This window comes from Aeoliella straminimaris (genome assembly GCF_024054565.1).
GTDB lineage: Bacteria > Planctomycetota > Planctomycetia > Pirellulales > Lacipirellulaceae > Aeoliella > Aeoliella straminimaris.
Genome location: NZ_JAMXLR010000092.1, coordinates 217,046 through 235,703, shown reverse-complemented (window position 1 = coordinate 235,703; position 18,658 = coordinate 217,046). Strand labels below are relative to the sequence as shown.

11 protein-coding genes are annotated in these 18,658 nt (G+C 60.4%); 7 read left to right on the top strand and 4 right to left on the bottom strand.

What is annotated here, in order from left to right; genetic code table 11:
• Window positions 1-2 precede the first annotated feature (2 nt).
• The 3 genes from NG895_RS26755 (at window position 3) to NG895_RS26745 (ending at window position 11,638) form a co-directional block, all read left to right on the top strand.
• Window positions 3-3,140, top strand: coding sequence for a glycosyltransferase family 39 protein (locus tag NG895_RS26755; RefSeq protein ID WP_252855630.1), 3,138 nt, complete (start codon window positions 3-5; stop codon window positions 3,138-3,140).
• A 66-nt stretch (window positions 3,141-3,206) separates the two neighbouring features.
• Window positions 3,207-4,547: a glycosyltransferase family 4 protein gene (locus NG895_RS26750; protein WP_252855629.1), complete on the top strand. Its 1,341-nt coding sequence runs from the start codon at window positions 3,207-3,209 to the stop codon at window positions 4,545-4,547.
• A gap of 119 nt (window positions 4,548-4,666) precedes the next feature.
• A complete protein-coding gene (locus tag NG895_RS26745) occupies window positions 4,667-11,638 on the top strand; it encodes a malectin domain-containing carbohydrate-binding protein (RefSeq protein ID WP_252855628.1) in 6,972 nt (2,323 codons plus the stop codon).
• A gap of 778 nt (window positions 11,639-12,416) precedes the next feature.
• Here NG895_RS26745 and NG895_RS26740 read toward each other — a convergent pair.
• From NG895_RS26740 to NG895_RS26725, 4 genes are all read right to left on the bottom strand, one after another.
• Entirely contained in the window at window positions 12,417-13,766 is a 1,350-nt protein-coding gene (locus NG895_RS26740; RefSeq protein WP_252855627.1) for an MFS transporter, read from the bottom strand.
• 45 nt (window positions 13,767-13,811) lie between these two features.
• Window positions 13,812-14,897 (bottom strand): calcium/sodium antiporter, encoded by a 1,086-nt coding sequence (locus NG895_RS26735; protein WP_252855626.1) that lies wholly within the window; start codon window positions 14,895-14,897, stop codon window positions 13,812-13,814.
• Between the two features lie 274 nt (window positions 14,898-15,171).
• On the bottom strand, window positions 15,172-15,384 hold the full coding sequence (locus NG895_RS26730; protein WP_252855625.1) for a hypothetical protein: 213 nt from the start codon (window positions 15,382-15,384) through the stop codon (window positions 15,172-15,174).
• Window positions 15,385-15,499: 115 nt separating this feature from the next.
• Complete coding sequence (locus tag NG895_RS26725) at window positions 15,500-16,099, bottom strand: hypothetical protein (protein WP_252855624.1); 600 nt, start codon at window positions 16,097-16,099, stop codon at window positions 15,500-15,502.
• A gap of 225 nt (window positions 16,100-16,324) precedes the next feature.
• On the opposite strand from NG895_RS26725, the gene proC reads away from it, so the two are divergent.
• The 4 genes from proC (at window position 16,325) to NG895_RS26705 (ending at window position 18,643) form a co-directional block, all read left to right on the top strand.
• Complete coding sequence (gene proC / locus NG895_RS26720; protein WP_252855623.1) at window positions 16,325-17,140, top strand: pyrroline-5-carboxylate reductase; 816 nt, start codon at window positions 16,325-16,327, stop codon at window positions 17,138-17,140.
• A gap of 58 nt (window positions 17,141-17,198) precedes the next feature.
• Complete coding sequence (locus NG895_RS26715; protein WP_252855622.1) at window positions 17,199-17,435, top strand: hypothetical protein; 237 nt, start codon at window positions 17,199-17,201, stop codon at window positions 17,433-17,435.
• 23 nt (window positions 17,436-17,458) lie between these two features.
• Window positions 17,459-17,965, top strand: coding sequence for a hypothetical protein (locus NG895_RS26710; protein WP_252855621.1), 507 nt, complete (start codon window positions 17,459-17,461; stop codon window positions 17,963-17,965).
• A gap of 114 nt (window positions 17,966-18,079) precedes the next feature.
• Window positions 18,080-18,643, top strand: a complete 564-nt coding sequence (locus NG895_RS26705; RefSeq protein ID WP_252855620.1) for an elongation factor P — start codon at window positions 18,080-18,082, stop codon at window positions 18,641-18,643.
• The last annotated feature ends 15 nt before the right edge of the window (window positions 18,644-18,658 follow it).

Sequence of the window (18,658 nt, the reverse complement as noted above, 5' to 3'; positions counted from 1 at the left end):
CCATGAAGCTAAGATCGTCTCAACTTGCACTACTGATTGCGTTCTCCCTGTTGATGGGCGATTTCGCCTATCGCACGTGGACGGCGCCAGCGGTGCCGGAATACCAGGTCTCCAGCACGGAAGCTCCCCTGCGGGTGCCGGCCGAACTGGCCGCCAACAAGCACCTCTATCTGCGCCGCACGGTGACGCTCGCAGAATCCGCCGACTACGCCTGGTTGCAGGTCATCGGGCACGATGCCGTACAGGTTTTTGTCAACGGCCAACAGGTCGGTCAGACCGCCCGCGTCGGCAGCGGACGCGTTGGCGCCACGCTGCTCGACATCACCTCCAACCTGCGGCAGGGCAAGAATACGGTTGCCATTCATGCCCGCCAGTTGATTCGTGACCGCCTGCCCCAGGTATCCATCGAAGGGCAGTGCCTGTTCGCTCACGCCGAGCCCATCTCGTTCGATGGCGGCGAGGGCTGGTTGGCTTCGAACCTCTACGATCGCCGGGGAATGTTCTGGTACGAGGTCGATTACCCCGACGAGCACTGGGCCGCCGCCGACGCAGGCGACCCCGTTGACTGGACCGCCCAGGTAGACGTCCCTCCTGGAGCGATCAAGACACCTCGCACGGCCACCTGGATCGCGCCCGCCGCTGCCAGCAGCACCTCGGCGACCTTTGCCACGACATTCGAACTGCCACAGTCGCCTTCGGCGTCATGGCTACGCGTGGCCTCGACCGGACCTTACCGCCTGGCTGTGAATGGATGGATGGTGGTAGACGACCGGCTGCAGTTGAGCACCACTCCCGAAAACCAGGTGGTGGAACAAACGCTCGATCTGACCGCCCTGCTCCGCCCGGGCACCAATACCATCTCGCTGGCGGTCAGCGAAGCGGGCGTGGTGCCACGCATCGAGGGCGAGCTCGTCGCCACCTGCGGGGACGAGGAGATTCATCTGGCCACCGACAAGAGCTGGAAGAGCAGTGCGGACATCGCGCCGACATGGATGCAACCCGATCTGAATTCCAACCAATGGCAGTCCTGTCGCGAAGAAGTTGGCAACGGGGGTGTGGTGCCACGTTCGATTCAGCGACAGTTCAACGCCTACCAGCGTCCCACGCTGCTGTCGCTCCTGGCAGCGGCCAAATGGCTAGCCATCGTGCTGGGCATGGCGGTGGTTGCTGTCGTGGGATGCACCGCCGTTCAGCAGGCCATCCATGCCATACGATCGGAATCGGAACGACCGCTCCCCGGAAGCCTCAGCTATTGGGCACTCCTGCCCAGCACGGCCCTGGCAGCGGCCGCCGGCCTGATGACCTGGGACCTGGCGTGGACCAGTCACGATGTCTATCAGCCCATCTACCTGTGGGGATTGCTGACGTTGGTCCTTGTGCTCTGGCTCGGTCTCTATGTACTGGCGGCTTGGCGCCCCACTTCGCAAACGACAACATCCGCCGAAGGGCTTCCGGCCAACTCTTCGGGGCGAATCGCCTTCATCACCTGCTGGGTGTTACTCATCGCCCTGGCCGGCTGGCTGCGGACGGCTTGGATTCTCGCCGAACCCATGCACCACGATGAGGTCAGCGCCTATCGGTTCACCATGTCGATCTTCGACCATGGTTTCCCCACGATCCAGGCCCACGAAGACCTACCCCGCAGTTACTGCTCGACCAGCGAACTGGTTTACTATTGCAATGCCGCGGCCGCCATGGTGATCGACGAACCGCGATTGGTCATTCGGATTCCAGCCGTGCTGTGGTCCATGGCCACGCTGCTATTGATAGGCTACGCCGGCACCAGGTGGTTTAACGCCTATGTGGGCCTGATCGCCGGGCTGCTGTATGCGGTGTCGCCGCACGTGATTGGGATGTCCAACTTCGGACGCTACCTGTGCCAGGTGCAGTTCTTTACCTTGCTGACCACCTACCTGGCGTTCGAAGCGGTACGTGGCACTGGCAAACTGCGCAAAGGGTACGTGTGGGCCGCCGCTCTCAGCTTTGTCGCCATGTACCTCAGTTGGGAAGGAAGCGGGCTGTACGGCGTGGGACTGGCCTTGGCAGCCTTGCTTCACCGCCGCCGCCACTTGAAGGGCATCTTGTTGACCCCGGCCGTCTATCCCGCCGTGGTGTTGGTCGTGCTGGTAGTGGCCCTGCAGAATGGGCATCGCATCTTCCAGCAAACCCACCGCCTGTGGTACGGAACGGGCATCAGTTCGATGAAGCTCGAACCGATGTGGCGGTTCCCGTTCTTCGATGCCGACTACTTCCTGGTCAACTCGTCCTGGACCAGGGATGCCTTCCTGCCCATTGCAACGGTCGTTGTCGCATTGATTCTTGCGTTCAAGCACCGTTGGCGACTGCCGATTCGATTCCTGCTGGTCTGTCTGCTCAGCAACGCAGGGTTGATGGCGGCGCTGCTGCCGCTGCGGACCAACCGCTACTCCTTCCACTTGGTGGAGATTGTCATTCTGCTGGCTGGTGTCGTGCTAGTGGCGATGGTCGATTCGCTGTATCGCACGGTCCGTGAGATTCGCTATCCGGCCCTGCGAGTTTACGCCCACACCATCGCGACCATTTCGCTGGTCGTACTGCTGGTGGCTTTCAGCGGTTGGGCGATCGACGCCAGCGAGTTTGGCGGCTACCGTGTTCCCGCGCAGGCCGTTGGCAAGCTTCGCAGTCCCGACTGGGAGGAACCTTCGCGGTTTGTGCAAGCCAACTACCAACCGGGCGACGTGGTCATCTCCATCTTGCCGCACACGCAAAACTTCCAATTCGCCGCAATCGCCCTGGAAGATGGCACGAAGCCGATTGACGTCGACTACTGGCTCGAAACCCGCCTGGTGTTGCAGGCCGCCATCGGCGACACCGACGAAGTGCCTCGCGACCGCCGTAGCGGCGCCGTGATGCTCTACAACCTGCAACAGATCGAGCAACTGTTTGCCGAGCACGATCGCATTTGGTACTGCACCAATCGGTTCGGGCAATCGCAAATTAACGATAGTGTCGTCTCGAAGTTCGTTCGCGAGCATATGGACGTCGTCTACGAAGATCTCGCTACCAGCGTCCTGCTTCGCGACAAGAATCATCGCACCGCTGCCGTCCGGCTCGACGAGCAGAACGCAGGATCCCTGGCCTCGGAGTTTTACCTCGAATAACCACGTAATACGCACACGTTCACTATCCTTTCCCATCACGGCTTGAGTACCTGGCGAACACCAACTATGGCAGTTGCGTCCACCATCGCAGACGACTCTCCTGTTGACGATGCACAACAGGCGCCCCATGCGCGGCCTCGCGTCGCGGTGATCACCAATTCGGTCACCCCCTATCGCCAGTACGTGCACCAGCGACTCGTCGACGAAGTGCCCCAAGTAGAGCTGTGGACACTTACCACGCACGACAATGCCTACCAGCGCTGGCAGGGCATGGAGTTGCCCGAGAGCATTCGGCCGGTGGCCTTCGGGGCTGGGGAGCCCACCAACGAGCAGGCGCAGCTTCGCTACTCTCGCCGCGAGTGGAACAAGGGCGGTCGCATCATCGCCTGGCTGAAGCAACATGACGTCGCCGCGGTCATCTGCCAGGGGTGTGGCGATTTCGGCCGGCTTCGCATCCTTCGCTGGTGCCACCGCAACGGGATTCCTTGCTACCTCTCGGGCGACTTCAACGTCCAGGGCGACAAACTCAAAGGCGCCTTGCGGCGGCTAAAGCAATTCACCTACCGTCACGCGATCAACTGCTCCGCGGGCCTCATGCCGTGTGGACGCAACGGCCGCGAACTGCTGTTCCGCTATGGCGGTCAGCAGAAGCCTGTGTTCTGGTTCCCGTTTGTCCCGAACGTCGAACTGCTACAACAGATGCCGGCCGACCTGATCGAGCGAGTCCGTCGCACTTACCCTGCGTTGGCCAGTTCGCGGCGGCGAATGATCTTCTCCGCTCGCATGATGCCCGCTAAGCGTCCCGACCTGGCGATCGAAGCGTTCTCGGCGGTTGCCGACGAACTGCCAAACTGGGACCTGGTGATGGTTGGCGACGGAGCACTACGAGAGCAGCTGGAAGCCTCCGTACCGCAAGCCTGCCGAGATCGCATCCACTTTACCGGATTCGTCAACAATCCGGCCGATATGGCCGGCATCTATGGATGCGGCGACATCCTGCTGCTGCCTAGCGATCACGAGCCGTGGGGCGTGGTGATGGTGGAAGCGGCCGCTGCGGGACTGGCAATTGTCTGTTCCGACGCAGTTGGCGCGGCACCTGAGTTAGTGGTCGAGGGGGAGAACGGCGCCAACTTTGCCGCGGGAGACCTGCAGTCCTGCATCGCAGCCATTCGCCGCGTGGCCGCGGAACAGCAGATCGACTCCGCCCGTTCCGCTTCGGCCGGCGTCTTCACGCAATGGCTGCAAGAGTGCAGCCCCATCGATGGCTTTCGCCAAGCCATGCAGCATTGTGGTGTATTGCCGCAGCCGAGCATCGAACGAACTACCAGTTCGGGCGAAACGAACCCTTCCAGCAACAGTCATCCCAAGGAGATCCACTCGGCAGTTCCACTGTCGGGTGGAGTTTAGCCAAGCAGCATCGGAAGCGTGCCACCGTATAGCGTATTTGGGCCAGACTAACAGAATACCATCACATTGAAATTGCCTCTTGCCGCGTCGAACGGCGGAGTACCTGGGGAGAATAGAAGATGAAGAGTCGGAAACGCAAGAATTCGCTCAAGCAGCTAAAGAATCGCCGCACCCGGCAGCGGAACCTGCAAGTCGAATCGCTGGAAGACCGCCGGCTACTGGCGGTACTAGGCAACCCGCTATATCGCATCAACGCCGGCGGCAGCGAACTGGCGGCCAGCCCCGTGTGGCAGGCCGACACCGGCGCCAGCCCCGCCAGCTACCTGGTGGACGGTAACACCGCGGTATCGTCGACCGGCAACACCATCGACACGAGCAGTCCGTCCATTCCGGCCGGCACGCCCATGGAGCTGTTCCAGACCGAGCGGTTCGACAAGGCGGGCCCGGGCAACATGGAGTGGGATTTCCCCGTAACACCAGGCGATTACGAAGTGCGTCTGTACTTTGCCGAGACCTGGAGCGGCGCCTTTTCAACCGGCGTGCGGGCCTTCGACGTGAGCATCGAGGGAGCCCTGGCTCTCGACAACTACGATGTGTTCGCGGCAGCGGGCCCGTTGACGGGCATTGTCGAATCGTTCACCGTCACTAGCGACTCGGTGCTGGACATCGACTTCGGACGCGTCTCCCAAAACCCCTCCATCAAGGGCATCGAGATCATTCCGTGGGTGGATGACCAGTCGAGCAGCCTCGCTGCCTCCAGCACCACCGTCGCCTTTGACGATACTCTTCTCGGCGAGACCGTTCAGCAGGTTATCACGCTCACCAACAATGGTGTCTCTGGCGCTCCCGACATCACTATCGACCCGGCCCTGGCCGAGCTCACTCCCAGCACGACCCCATTCAGCTTTCAGTTCGAAGCGAGCACGCCGATTGTCCTGGCCGCCGGGCAGTCGACCACGGTCACCATTCAGTACTCGCCCACAGCTGAAGCCATCGATACCGCCACGCTGTCCATTCCGCACGATGGCGATGGTTCGCCTCTCGACATTGCTCTCAGCGGAACCGGTGTCGCCGAGACGACGGATGAAAACATCCTGTACCGCGTCAATGCCGGTGGCTCGGAACTCGCCGGCACCCCAGTGTGGACTGAAGACTCGAGTGCCAACCCCTCCCCCTACAGCAACGCACAGACCGACGGCAATTCCGGCACGAACTCCAATACCGAGACCGTCTCTTACGATTCCTCGGTGCCTGTGGGAACCCCAACCGAGCTGTTCCAAACGCAGCGGTTCGACAACCCGTCGGGCGGCAACATGGAGTGGGACTTCGATGTCTCACCCGGCATCTATGAGGTTCGTTTGTACTTTGTAGAAGTCTACTCCGACACCTATGTGGAAGGGGGACGCGTTTTCGATATTTCAATCGAGGACGCCGTGGTCGAACCCAACTACGACATCTATGCCGATGTTGGTGAACTTACCGCGGTGATGAAGTCGTACCTGGTCAGCAGCGACGCCAACCTGGACATCGACTTCGGGCGAGTGACGCAGAATCCCACCGTGGCTGGTATCGAGATCGTCGCGATCCCCAGCGGAACACTATTGCCTTCGACGACCGAAGTCGACTTTGGAGGGGTGCTGGTCGACGACACTTCGATAATGCAGGTCACCCTGACCAACGATCATCCCTCGAGCGGACCCGACATCACGATCGATCCGACCCAGGCGACGCTGTCGCCTGAGTCCGGTCCCTTCTCGTTCGTGTTCACGCAGATGGCGCCGATTGTGCTCGCCCCGGGGGAAGCGACTACGCTGACGGTAACCTACAGCCCCACGGCTGAAGCTACCGACGGGGCAACGCTCACCATACCTCACTCCGACAGTGGGTCGCCGCTGCAGATTCAACTTTCGGGCGCAGGCGTCACAGAGGTTCCGGTCTCGTTCCAGAAGTCGGTTCTCAGCAACACGACGGGCCTGTCCCGCCCGACCTCCATGCAGTTTGGTCCCGACGGCCGGCTGTACATTTCGCAGCAAAGTGGCCTGATCCGCGTCTACGATGTGGTGCAAAACGGCGCCAACGACTACGAAGTCGTCCAGGCCGAGACGATCAGTCTGCTGCAAACGATTCTCAACCACGACGACGACGGGACTCCCCGCCCCGACATCACGACTCGATTGGTCACCGGCATTCTGGTCGTGGGCACCGCGGAGAATCCCGTGATCTACGTCGGCTCGAGCGATCCCCGCATCGGCGGTGGCAACGATGGCGAAGACACCAATCTCGATACGAACTCCAGCATCATCTCGCGTCTCACGTATAACGGCAGTTCGTGGGAGAAGCTGGATCTGGTCCGTGGCCTACCTCGCTCGGACGAACAGCACGCTATTAATGGTATGGTGCTCGACCCCAACGATCCCACGATTCTGTATGTCACCGTGGGTGGCAATACCAACATGGGAGCACCCTCCAACAACTTTGCGTTCCTGCCCGAGTACGCTTACTCGGCCGCCATCCTGACGGTCGATCTGGCCGCCATTGGCGAGACCACCTACGACCTGCCAACACTCGACGACGAGGACCAACCTGGCGTGGACGTCTCCGATCCGTTTGGTGGCAACAACGGCAAGAACCAGGCCATCCTGGAAGCAAATGGCCCAGTGCAGATTTACGCCGCGGGTCTACGCAATCCGTTCGATATTGTCATCGACGAACAAGGTCGCATGTACAGCATCGACAACGGCCCGAACGCCGGTTGGGGCGGCCTTCCCATCAACGAAGGGCCCGAGGGCAACGCCACGAACGATGTGAATGAAGCCGACAGTGAAACGCACGGCGACGGATTGCACTACATTACAGGCGAGGGTTACTACGGTGGTCACCCCAATCCCACGCGCTCGAACATGAACAACACGTTCAATGTTTCGAATCCTCAGTCACCGATATTTGAAAACAATCCCATCGAGTCGGACTATCAAGAGCCAGGTGTCGATGATGGTTCGTTGGTGGTCTATCCCTATTCGACAAACGGCATGGCCGTCTACGGAGCCGGCACCTTCGGCGGCGCCATGCAGGGCGATCTGCTTACGGCCAGTTTCGACAACACGATTAAGCGCATCAAGCTGAATGCGGCTGGCGATGCCATCGAGTTTAGCGAGGACCTGTTCAGCAATGTTGGCTTCCGCCCACTCGACGTGATTGCCCCCGCCGCCGGCCCCTACACCGGTTCGATCTGGGTGATCGACATTGCCACCAACGCCGTCTACGTCTTCGAACCGCAGGAATCGAGTAACGGCACGGAAGACGATCGCGACGGCGACGGCTATTCGAACGACGACGAATTGGCCAACAACACCAATCCCGACAATCCAGCGGACGTGCCAGCCGATTACGACGGCGACTTCCTCTCGAATCTGCTCGACCCCGACGACGATAATGACAGCATCCTTGACGAAGTCGACTATTTCGCCATCGATCCTGACAATGGCCTGACCACACCGGTTGGTACGTTTTACAGTTGGGAGAACGAGGGCGAAGACCTCGGCGGTATTCTCGGTATGGGCTTCACCGGCCTGATGAGCAACGGCGTCGACAACTACGAGTTGCTGTTCGACGCCGAATCGGTCACCGCCGGTGGCGCTGCCGGCGTCTTTACTGTCGACGCGGCCGGAGCGGGAACCGCACTGGGATCGGCGAACACCCAATTCCAGGGATTCCAATTCGGCTTCAACGCTTCGGGCGAGACGGTTCCGTTCGCCGCCACGACGCGTGTGCTGGCCCCCTTCGGTGGCCACACGCCACAGGCTGGGCAGGAAATGGGGCTGACACTCGGCCTTGGCGACCAGGACAACTTTGTGCAGCTCGTGCTCAGCGGCGAGGGCGGCGGCGCGATTCAGGTGGTCAGCGAGTTCGATGGCGTAGACACGGTGGTGGCCAGCCAGGCCCTCACCTTGCCTGGCCCCAGTTCGGTGGACTTCTGGCTAACCATCGACCCGATCGCCATGACGATGCAGGCGAGCTATGCCATCGATGATGGCCTGCGCACCGACCTGGGAGCGGCCATCGCCATTCCGTCGTCGTGGCTGGCGGGCGCTATGGCCGCCGGCATCATTTCGCGCGACGCCGTGGGCGACAGCCTGCCTGTCACGTGGGATCACCTGGGCGTTGTTTCCGATGCGCCCAGCGATGGCCACGCCGCAGCCAAGGTAGAAGCCTACCCCTTCGGCAGCATCAACAACTCGAGCACTGCCCGTGACGACTCGTTCCGCATTTACAACAACTCGACCAACGGCAGTCAGATAACCTCGATCTTGATCGACCTCAGCACCAGCTTCATGCCCGATATGTTGTTCGATCCGAACGGTACCGCAGGCGACACCCGCGGCATCGACATGATCGCGCAACAAGGTGTGCTGGAAACCGGCCAACTGAGTCACAGTTTCCTGTCGCCGCGTGATGGAGGTTTTGCCCAACTACAAATCAACTTCTCCGACTTCGATGCAGCCGAGCTATTCACCTTCCGCACGGACGTCGACCCGACGAGCGTACAGGGCTCCGTTCCCCCGGGGCCTTCCAATGCCGCCGACATCTCGGGTTTGGAAATTGCCGGCGCGACCATCACCATCACCTTCGACGACAACACTCAACTGGCCGGTCAACTGTTCGCGCTCGATGAGGGAGTCGATTTCTACAAGGTGCACTCCGAAGTCGTCATGACCGAGGACCCGATTACGGCAGCACCGATCATCAGCCTGCTGGGAGCTTCGACACCTGGCATCGTAACCTCGGCTTCGCAGACCATCCGCGTCACCGGCCCCGCCGGGGCGTCGGTGCGGTTGTTGCAGACCGAAGTGGCACTGCATCTGGACGGTGTGCCGGGCGGTGGATTCGACATCGACCCCTACGAAGGCAACAAAGTCGTCAACGTTTTCGACGAGGTAGCCACCATCGGCCTGACGGGCTACGTGGATATTCCAGTGACCCTGAGCGATACGCTCGAAGCTGGTGGCCTGAATTACTTCACGGCCGTCATCGAAGAGCCGGACGGTCGGACCACCGATCTGTCGAATGTCGTAAAGGTGGCCCTCAACGATCTACCTCCGGGAAGCACGACCGGCAGTGGTGGCAATGAAGCTCCATCCACTTCCAGCGTTATCGCTTCTCCAGATGAAACGACGTCGGGTCCGATCACGGTAACCGCTGTGGCCACCGACTCGGCCGATGTAGTCGCCGCGGCAGAGTACTTTATCGACACCGTGGGGGCCGAAGGCACCGGTACACCGCTGGCGGCCACCGACGGCGCGTTCGACGAAACCGCGGAGGACCTCACCGGAGCGATTTCGGCGTCGCTGTTCGATGGACTGTCGGTCGGCACCCATACGCTGTACGTCCGCTCGCAGGACGCCCAAGGTCTGTGGGGCACCGTGGCCACCACCACGTTCACGAAACTAGGTACTGGCGAGGAGACGGTGCTGTACCGTGTGAATGCCGGTGGTCAGGAAGTGGCGGGCGATCCCGTCTGGGGCGTCGACACCGCGGCTTCTCCGTCCATCTACGGCAACGGCGGCGATGCGGATTCCAATTCCCGCGCCAACTCCACCAACACGGCCATCGACACCAGCCACGCCTCGATACCGGCCGGCACGCCGATGTCCGTGTTCCAGTCCAATCGGGCCGATCCACCGAACGGCACCAACATCGAGTACGACTTCCCGGTAACTCCCGGACAGTACACGGTGCGTCTGTACTTCGCGGAAATCTGGGAGGGAGCCTTCTCCGTAGGCACTCGCAATTTCGACGTCGAGATCGAGGGTGTTGTGGTTCTCGACAACTACGACATCTTCGCAGCCGCCGGAGCCGGCTACGCCGGTGTGGTGGAAACTCTGATTGTCTCCAGCGACGACAATCTCGATATCAATCTCCTCCGCGGGGCATTGGCGCCGCAGGTGTCCGGCATCGAGATCATCGGCGGCACCACGGGTGGATCCTCCAACCAGTCGCCTTCGGCCTCAGGAGTACTGCTGTCGCCGGCGTCGACCACCAGCGGCCCCATTAGCATCACCGCCACGGCCGATGATACCGACGGTACGATTACCGCCGCGGAGTATTTCATCGACACCATTGGTGCCGAGGGCACCGGCATTGCGATGTCGGCCGGCGACGGCACCTTCGACGAAGCCAACGAAAGCGTCACGGCCACTATTTCGGCTGCCACGTTCGATGGACTTTCCATCGGCGAACACACGATCTATGTGCGGGCGCTCGACTCCGATGGCGCTTGGAGCACCGTGGCCAGTGCCACGCTCACGAAGGAAGAGGTGATCGTTGCTGAGAACGTCCTGCTGCGGATCAATGCGGGCGGGGAAGCCGTCGCTGGCGACCCCACTTGGGAAGCCGACACTGCTGCCGATCCCCACGAGTTCTCGAACGCTGGTCTGAACGAGGCCAACTCGGACGTCCTCACCACCACGGCGACCATCGATACCACGGACGCCTCGCTCCCCGCGGGCACCCCGGCGTCGATCTTCCAGACAAGTCGTTTCGACAATCCTGAAAACGCCGATTTGGCATTCGATATTCCTCTGGGGATCGGAGAATACGAGGTCCGATTCTACTTTGCCGAGATCGACCCGAACTCCTTTGGCGAGGGGCTGCGGGTGTTCGATGTCAGTGTGGAAGAGCAACTCGTCCTGGACGACTTTGACATCTACGCTGCCGCCGGGATGGCTGGTAACAAGGGTATCATGCGGTCGTTCATTGTCAGCAGCAGCTCGGAGCTGGACATCGACTTCTTTGCCGAAACAGGCAACCCGATGGTCTCTGCCATTGAGATCCTGCCGTTTGAAGGCTCGGGCACACTGGCTGCCTTCACCACGCTGTCGGCCTCGGTACCGAGCGAGACTTCCGAAGCGGCCCTGCTGGATGACGTGTTCGCCGACGAAGCCACTTTCGAGGCTGACAACGGCGACCTGCTGTTGCTGCTGGCTCAGTCTTCCAGCGACGAAGAGGTCGCCACGATCTCGACCGGCAGCAGCGAAGAGGCGGAAGAAACAGCCGACATCTTCGCCGACTTCGGCCTGGATAGCGAACTGTAGACCCCCGAGTTCCTTAATTCTCAACGCCGCGTCCCTCGAAGGGGCGCGGCGTTTTTTGCTGGTCAACCACGTGCTGTCCACAAAACCACGGGGGTAAGAAAACCGCGGTAGCCACCGCTCACTCGCCTGGTCTAATGGAGGTGAAGCATGGCGTCGATCGGGACGCTCGGCTACTGGACTGCGCTACCGCTGCGCGATGGGGAGACTCGCAGGGCACTTTTTATTTGGGACGTCCGGGCGCGGCCGCCTTCGGCTGCTCAATGGACGACGGCGACCGCCGGAGGTTTTGGTCCAGCCTGCGAGTTTTGGGCCAGCTCGCTGGAAGGTTGGGGAACTACTCACCGGGTTTTGTCCCTCCACGTGATCCATTGAGCCTGCAAAACAAGGGGTCTCGCTACCTGGGGGGGTGACCAAAACCCTCGGTGTTTTGGGCCCATGAATGTTGTTCCTCCAGGTTGTACCAATACCGCCAGGAGCGGCTACCTCCTGCTCGTCGACGGTCTCGACAGCTTCCTCCGAAGCCTTGGAGACGACCGACGTCAGGGCGTACTGCGATCAACCGCCAAAGGATCAAGCTGGCCCGTCGGACGGTTCCGAGCGCCAGGAAGTTTTGAGACAACTCCGCTGCCATGCGGGGAACAACGCGATGGATTTTGGACCGGTGCGCCCCACCAGACCCTACAAAACACGTCCGTTTTTCATGCCCCGGGCCCAATACTCTGCGAGTTTTGGGCCCACGAATCATTCTGTCCCCCACCGGGGACAAAACTCCCGCGAGCTAGTGAGCCCCCTCCTCCTCAACCGCTTCGATGGCTTCCTCGGAGGCCTTGCGGTCGAAGAACGTCAGGGCGAACAGCACCAGGATGGCAGCCGCCATGCCAGCGGGCACCAGCCAATAGGATTTCCACTGGTTCATGGTCTCAGAGAGCAGTTCGGGGTCGATGCCCGTGGGGAGCTCGGCCGTGAACATCTGCGTGAATTGTTCGAAGAAGCCAAACGACTTGGGCGTTTCGTTGGCGGCGATGGCCTCGTTGAGCGTCTCGTAGCTGGTCATCTGCTTGTTGAACATGGCCCCAGCAATCCACGCTCCAAAGAACATACCTACGCCCTGCGTGAAGAACACCAGCATACTCTGCGCTTGCCCACGTACTTCATTGGGAGCCTTCTGATCGGTGTACATGAACCCGGTGACGAAGAAGAAGTCGTAGCAGATACCGTGCAGAGCAACAGCAACCAGAGCCATCCAGATAATCTGGTTGGGGGCACCATAAGCGAACAACACATAGCGCAAGACCCAAGCAGCCATACCAACCATGATCATCCATTTAACGCCCAGCCGGCGGAAGAAGAATGGAATGAGAATCATGAAGATGATTTCACTCATCTGTCCCAGCGTCATGGTCGCGGCCACGGCATCAAACCCAAGCTGTGCCAATAGCTGCGGTGTACGTTGATAATAGTAGGCCAGCGGGATGCAAATGAGAGTTGAGCAAAGCATGAAGATGGCAAACGGGACGTTCGCGAACATCTTGAACGCATCGACCATAAACACCGTGCGAAAGTCGGCTGGTTTGCCTTTGGCGGGTGGTGGCGTGTGTGGCAGCGTGAAGCTAAAGACGCCCATCACCAAGGACGAAATCCCCGCCAACCAGAAGATATTAAAGGAAGCATCCCAGCCGAGGTAACTAACCAGCAATCCTGCAACAATCCAGCCAATGGTGCCCCATACGCGAATTTTGGGAAACTCGTTTTGGTCAGAGATATTGCTAAAGGCGATCGTGTTACTTAACCCCAGTGTCGGCATGTAACAAAGCATATGACCGATAAACACCCAAACCATCAAGTTGCCATTCTTCGCTGCGGCTAAACCTGGCACAAGCAACATGAGGCCGCCGCCAATCAAGAAGAGCAGGCCCATCACCCTTTCGGAGGGGAAAAATCGATCCGCAATCAATCCCAGGAACAGTGGCGCAATCATTGCCGCGATCGGTGCGCTGCTGTATGTGCCGGCAACGAAGTCATTGAGCCCGTTCGCTCCAAGCACCTGGCTGGCCATGACGAACCATGCCCCCCATACGAAGAACTGGAGGAACATCATAATCTGCAGGCGGAGTTGCACACTGTTCATCGACGGAGAGCTCCTGGGGAACGGTCTATGTTAATGGGAATTTTGTTAACTCGTCTTACGGGGACGAAAGAGAATCACAAGCACTACCAGCGGCACGATGGGCGCCAAGAACATCAGCAATTCGCTGATGGGGGTGACCGTACCTGCGGGTCTTCCGGCGTGCCACACCAAGTAGGCCAGGTACGCCACGTAATACAATAGCATCGCGCCGCCCTCGATGCGAGTAATGCCGAACCCCGAGAAGAAGATCGGCACTGCCGCCAACGAGATCACGATGAGAAAGGGGATATCGAAATGCATCGACTGGGCGTCGACCGCAATGCCGGTTGGCGCGACCATGGCCGACAGCCCCAACACTAGCAGGATGTTCAGGATGTTGCTGCCCACCACGTTGCCGACCGCCAGATCGCGTTGTCCCCGCAGGCTGGCCATGAGCGACGTGACCAATTCGGGCAACGAGGTCCCGATTGCCACGACCGTCAGCCCGATCACCAGATCGCTAACGCCAAATCCCTGAGCGAGTTTCACGCAGGCGTCGACCAGCAAATTGGCGCCCCCCACCAGCAAGGCCAGCCCAATCACTAGTTTCACAATGTCCATCACGACGCCACCCCAAGTCGAGGTACGCGGATCGTAGGTGATCTCGCTCTCGGCGATGAGCGATTCGCTCGTGGCCACGGCCGATTCGCGGCGTCCCTGACGGATCGTGAAGGTGAAGTAAGCGACGAGCAACACGCAACAGAAAAGGCCTTCGATGCGGCTGATCGAGCCACTCAGGCCGAATACCCACAACAAGACCGCTGCGACGATCATGGCGGGAATGTCGATGCGGAACATCCGCACGTTCACCGCCAACGGCGCCGCGAGCGCGGAAATTCCAAGGATCAATAGCAGGTTGGAGATATTGCTGCCCACCGCGTTGCCGACCGCCAGGCCGGTCTTACCGGCGTAGCACGATTGCAGTGCAACGGCCAGCTCCGGCGCGCTGGTGCCGAACGCCACCACGGTGAGGCCAATAATCAGCGGCGAGACGCGAGCAGCTGCTGCCAGGTTCGAGGCGCCCCGCACCAGCAGTTCGCCCCCCCCGATGAGAGCGATGAAACCGCCAACGATGCCAAGCAAGATGAACAAGGAGAACGCACCCTTCGTCGCTGAAACTCAGTTGCGGATTATTCCTTCAAGCAAGTCTTTTCGGTTAGCGATCACCAAGAGCTGCTGTTGAAACAAGCCAGCTCTTTGTTCGCGAGCCGAAAAGATCCGCTTGCCGAGATAACGGCCAAACCGTCCAGTCTAGCGGATGGTGAGGGGTCGCGACGAGGGGAGTAGGTGCTTGCGACAAAGTAGATGAATTACGACGAAGCCATCCCGGTGGGAGCCTATCGATAGAAAGATGTCCTACGCGTGCTCACTCCTGCTCTTCTTCGTCCGAATCGCTAAGCCCAACTTCGTCAGGCGAGGGGAAACTGCTGGTCGAAGCGTGCTGTTCGATCGAGCGATCTTCCGCCGCGGCGGCAAAGCTCGGCAACATAGCGCCCGGAGCACGATACATGTGACACCCCGACGCACTGACTAGCACGGCGGCCGAGAAAGCGATCAAACAACGAGAGTGAGCGTTCAAAATGGGGATCTCCACGATGAGAAAAGGAGTAGCACTTCGATCCACAGGCCCGGTCCGCAACGCCTGTCGGTGCGACCACAAGGTCAACCGGCGCTACTGCTATTCGGCCACTTCCTTAGCGCTGCAGTTCAGCACCTTCCTGGGCCATCCTCACCCCCTCGTCTACTGGTGCGCTTTCCTTCGGACCAAACATTCGCGAGAAGAATCCTGGTTCGTCGGATCCGGCCGCAAGCTGAGAAGAATCGTCCAGCGAGCCATCGTCCCCCCCTGGCAGCATGCCCTTCATTTTGTCGATGGAGTTGTTCATCGCCGAGCGAGTTCGCTCCAGCGCATTGTGGGCGCCGTCGCGAGCTTTGTGGATGGGCTTGGCAAGCCACCCCGCTTCGCCGTTCTCTTTGCGCCACGGCGAGGCGAACTCCAACTTCGGCATTTTGATTTCGGGCCAACTAGCGCGAGCGATTGGCGACTCGACCATCCAGCTATCCTGCTCGGCCTCGGCTTCACCGAGTTCGGCTTCGAGCGCGGGATCGCCCAGCACCAGTCCGCTAGGCAACTGTTCTTCCTGCTCGGCGGTCTGGGCGTCCTTGCCAAAAGGCCACAGCGTCCGCCAGCCACCTTCTTCGGCACACGCTGCCGAAGAGAGTGCGACCGCGAACACCACGGCCAACAGTTGATAACCACGCCTAAATTTGAACGAGAGATCGCAAACGATCATTGCTCCGATTCCTGGTCGGGGGAAATACTGTCAGAACTCAAGCGGCGGGAGTTTCGCAAGCTGGTGCCCGCACGTCCAGACCATTTAGGAAGTAGCTTCTGGAGGTTCCCCAGGCAGCTAGCACGGCACATCGAGCTTGCCCCCCGCGTGGCGGGAGTTTAGGCTCAACGCTAGCAACCCTGCCGGTCCCAATTTCCCTGAACTGCGAGGCGGAAAATTTCGAAGATGGCGAAGTACAAGTACGGTTTTATCGGTGCGGGCCGCATGGCGACGGCCCTGGCCACCGGGTTGGTGGAAGCCCAATTGGCCACGGCGGACGAGATTATCGCGAGCGATCCCAGCGAGGCGGGCCGAGCTGCCTTTGCGCAACAAGTGGCCGGCTGCACGGTGGATGCCGATAACGCCAAGGTGTCAACCGGGAGCGAGATCGTAGTGCTGTCCGTGAAACCGCAGATGATGGCGAAGGTACTGGCCAATCTGCCGAAATCCGCAGAATGCACTCCGCTGTTCGTGTCGATTGCCGCTGGGGTTCCACTCGTAAAACTCGAAACCGGGCTGGGCTCTTCGGCGCGGGTGGTGCGAGTGATGCCCAATACCCCCTGTCTGGTCGGTCGCGGAGCCAGTGGCTACGCGGGCGGAAACCACGCCACCGCTGACGACCTGAAGTGCGTGTCGGAACTGCTCGAGGCGGTCGGCATCGCCATCGAGCTGCCCGAATACCTGTTGGACGCAGTTACCGGGTTGTCGGGGTCGGGCCCCGCGTTTGTTTATACTATGATAGAGGCCATGAGCGATGGCGGCGTGCTGGCGGGCTTGCCCCGCCAGGTGGCTCACCAACTGGCAGTGCAAACCGTGCTGGGTTCGGCCCAGATGGTGGCCTCGACCGGCGAGCATCCGGCCGCCCTGCGCGACGCCGTGACCAGCCCGGGCGGTACAACCATCGCCGGGCTCGAGGCCCTGGAACAGGGCGGTCTGCGAGCAGCCGTGGTGGCCGCCGTGAAGGCAGCCGCCAACCGGTCCTGTGAACTGGGAAAACAATAGCCACCCCGACGAAAACAGACTCGCTTCGATACTACTGATCAAATTTGGAGCAAACTCAATGTCGATAATGTGCCTGGTCGACGACAAGCAAGTCCCTCTGTACCGCGTGATGTGGGTAGCAGCGACTCCCCACTTCTGTGGCGAGGAGGATTGCATTCGCGAAGGATATTACGAAATCCGCCTCGAGCAGGGCGAGTCTGTTTGGGCCAATCAGGAAGAGCGCGACAGTATGCTCAACAAGCTCGAAACCTGGCAAGGTGGCGAAGGCATTCCCGACGACGACGAAGACTGGTAACAGCGGAGAAAAGGATACTCACTATGTCAGACAAGAGTGAACAGCTGGCCTGGCGCGAGACTTACTTCGTCATGTTCTCATCCAGCGACCGGCCTACGCTGGCGCAGGTGGAAGCGGCCATCGCCGAAGCAAGCAGTCGGCTCAGCGTGTCGAACCTTGAGGCCAATGACGAGGGACTATTCACCTCGGCCGTGGTCCAGGCGCCCGAGGACAACGCCGCGATGGAGATCAGCTACGAAGCAGGCGACCTCGTAGTCGAGCAGAGCGGCGAACTCGCCAAGCAATTGCGTAAGCAACTCGATGGCGACCAACTGGCACAATTGGTCCGCGCCGATGCCCGCTTAGACGTCATGCATTTCGAGCGGCTGGCCGAAGGCCCCGATGATTACGGCTTGGGCGAAGAGGAAGACGAAGAAAGCCTGCTGGACGAGGCCCTCGACCCGGCCAGTCTGATCACGGTAGTCGATGCCCTGGCCCGGCTGACCGGTGGCATCGCTTTCGACCCGGCGAGCGGCGACATCATGGCCTAAAGCGGAGTGCGAGTGCCCTGCCCTGCGACCTCGCTTCCCGACTTCGGGGTTCTCCTGGTATGCTTTTCCGATCGGCACTTCCCCTTCCTCCTGCCCTTCCCCCGCCACAAAAAGATGCTCGCCAAAGACCTCAAGACCGGCACCGTTTTCAAGCACAACGAAGCCCCCCACATTCTGGAAACTGTCACCGTGCAAAGCCCCTCGGCCCGGGGTGGCAACACGCTGTACAAGTTCCGCGCTCGCAACCTGGTCACCAAGCAGAAGGCCGACCTGGTCTGCAAAGGCACCGACAACCTGGAAGATGCCGACTTCCAGAAACGGGAAGTCACACTGATGTATACTGATGCCGAATCAGTGCACCTCTTGGACTCGGAAGACTATAACCAGTACTCCATCGCCGCGACGGACGTCGAAAACGAGATGAAGTACGTCGCCGAAGGCCTCGAAGGCCTAATCGCCCTGATCTACGACGGCGAGTGCGTCGGCCTGCAGGTGCCGGCCACCGTGGAGCTGACCATCTCGCAAACCGACCCCGGCGTCAAAGGCAACAGCGCCACCGGCCGCACCAAACCCGCCACTCTGGAAACCGGCTGCTCGATCCAGGTGCCCGAGTACCTGAAGGAAGGCGAGAAGATTAAGGTCGACACGCGGACGCACGAGTTCCTGGGGCGGGCGTAAGGGCAAAGTTTGCAA

Coding starts and splice junctions, on each gene's coding strand:
- NG895_RS26755 (WP_252855630.1), top strand. CDS start 3: ATGAAGCTAAGATCGTCTCAACTTGCACTACTGATTGCGTTCTCCCTG.
- NG895_RS26750 (WP_252855629.1), top strand. CDS start 3,207: ATGGCAGTTGCGTCCACCATCGCAGACGACTCTCCTGTTGACGATGCA.
- NG895_RS26745 (WP_252855628.1), top strand. CDS start 4,667: ATGAAGAGTCGGAAACGCAAGAATTCGCTCAAGCAGCTAAAGAATCGC.
- NG895_RS26740 (WP_252855627.1), bottom strand. CDS start 13,766: ATGAACAGTGTGCAACTCCGCCTGCAGATTATGATGTTCCTCCAGTTC.
- NG895_RS26725 (WP_252855624.1), bottom strand. CDS start 16,099: ATGATCGTTTGCGATCTCTCGTTCAAATTTAGGCGTGGTTATCAACTG.
- proC (WP_252855623.1), top strand. CDS start 16,325: ATGGCGAAGTACAAGTACGGTTTTATCGGTGCGGGCCGCATGGCGACG.
- NG895_RS26715 (WP_252855622.1), top strand. CDS start 17,199: ATGTCGATAATGTGCCTGGTCGACGACAAGCAAGTCCCTCTGTACCGC.
- NG895_RS26710 (WP_252855621.1), top strand. CDS start 17,459: ATGTCAGACAAGAGTGAACAGCTGGCCTGGCGCGAGACTTACTTCGTC.
- NG895_RS26705 (WP_252855620.1), top strand. CDS start 18,080: ATGCTCGCCAAAGACCTCAAGACCGGCACCGTTTTCAAGCACAACGAA.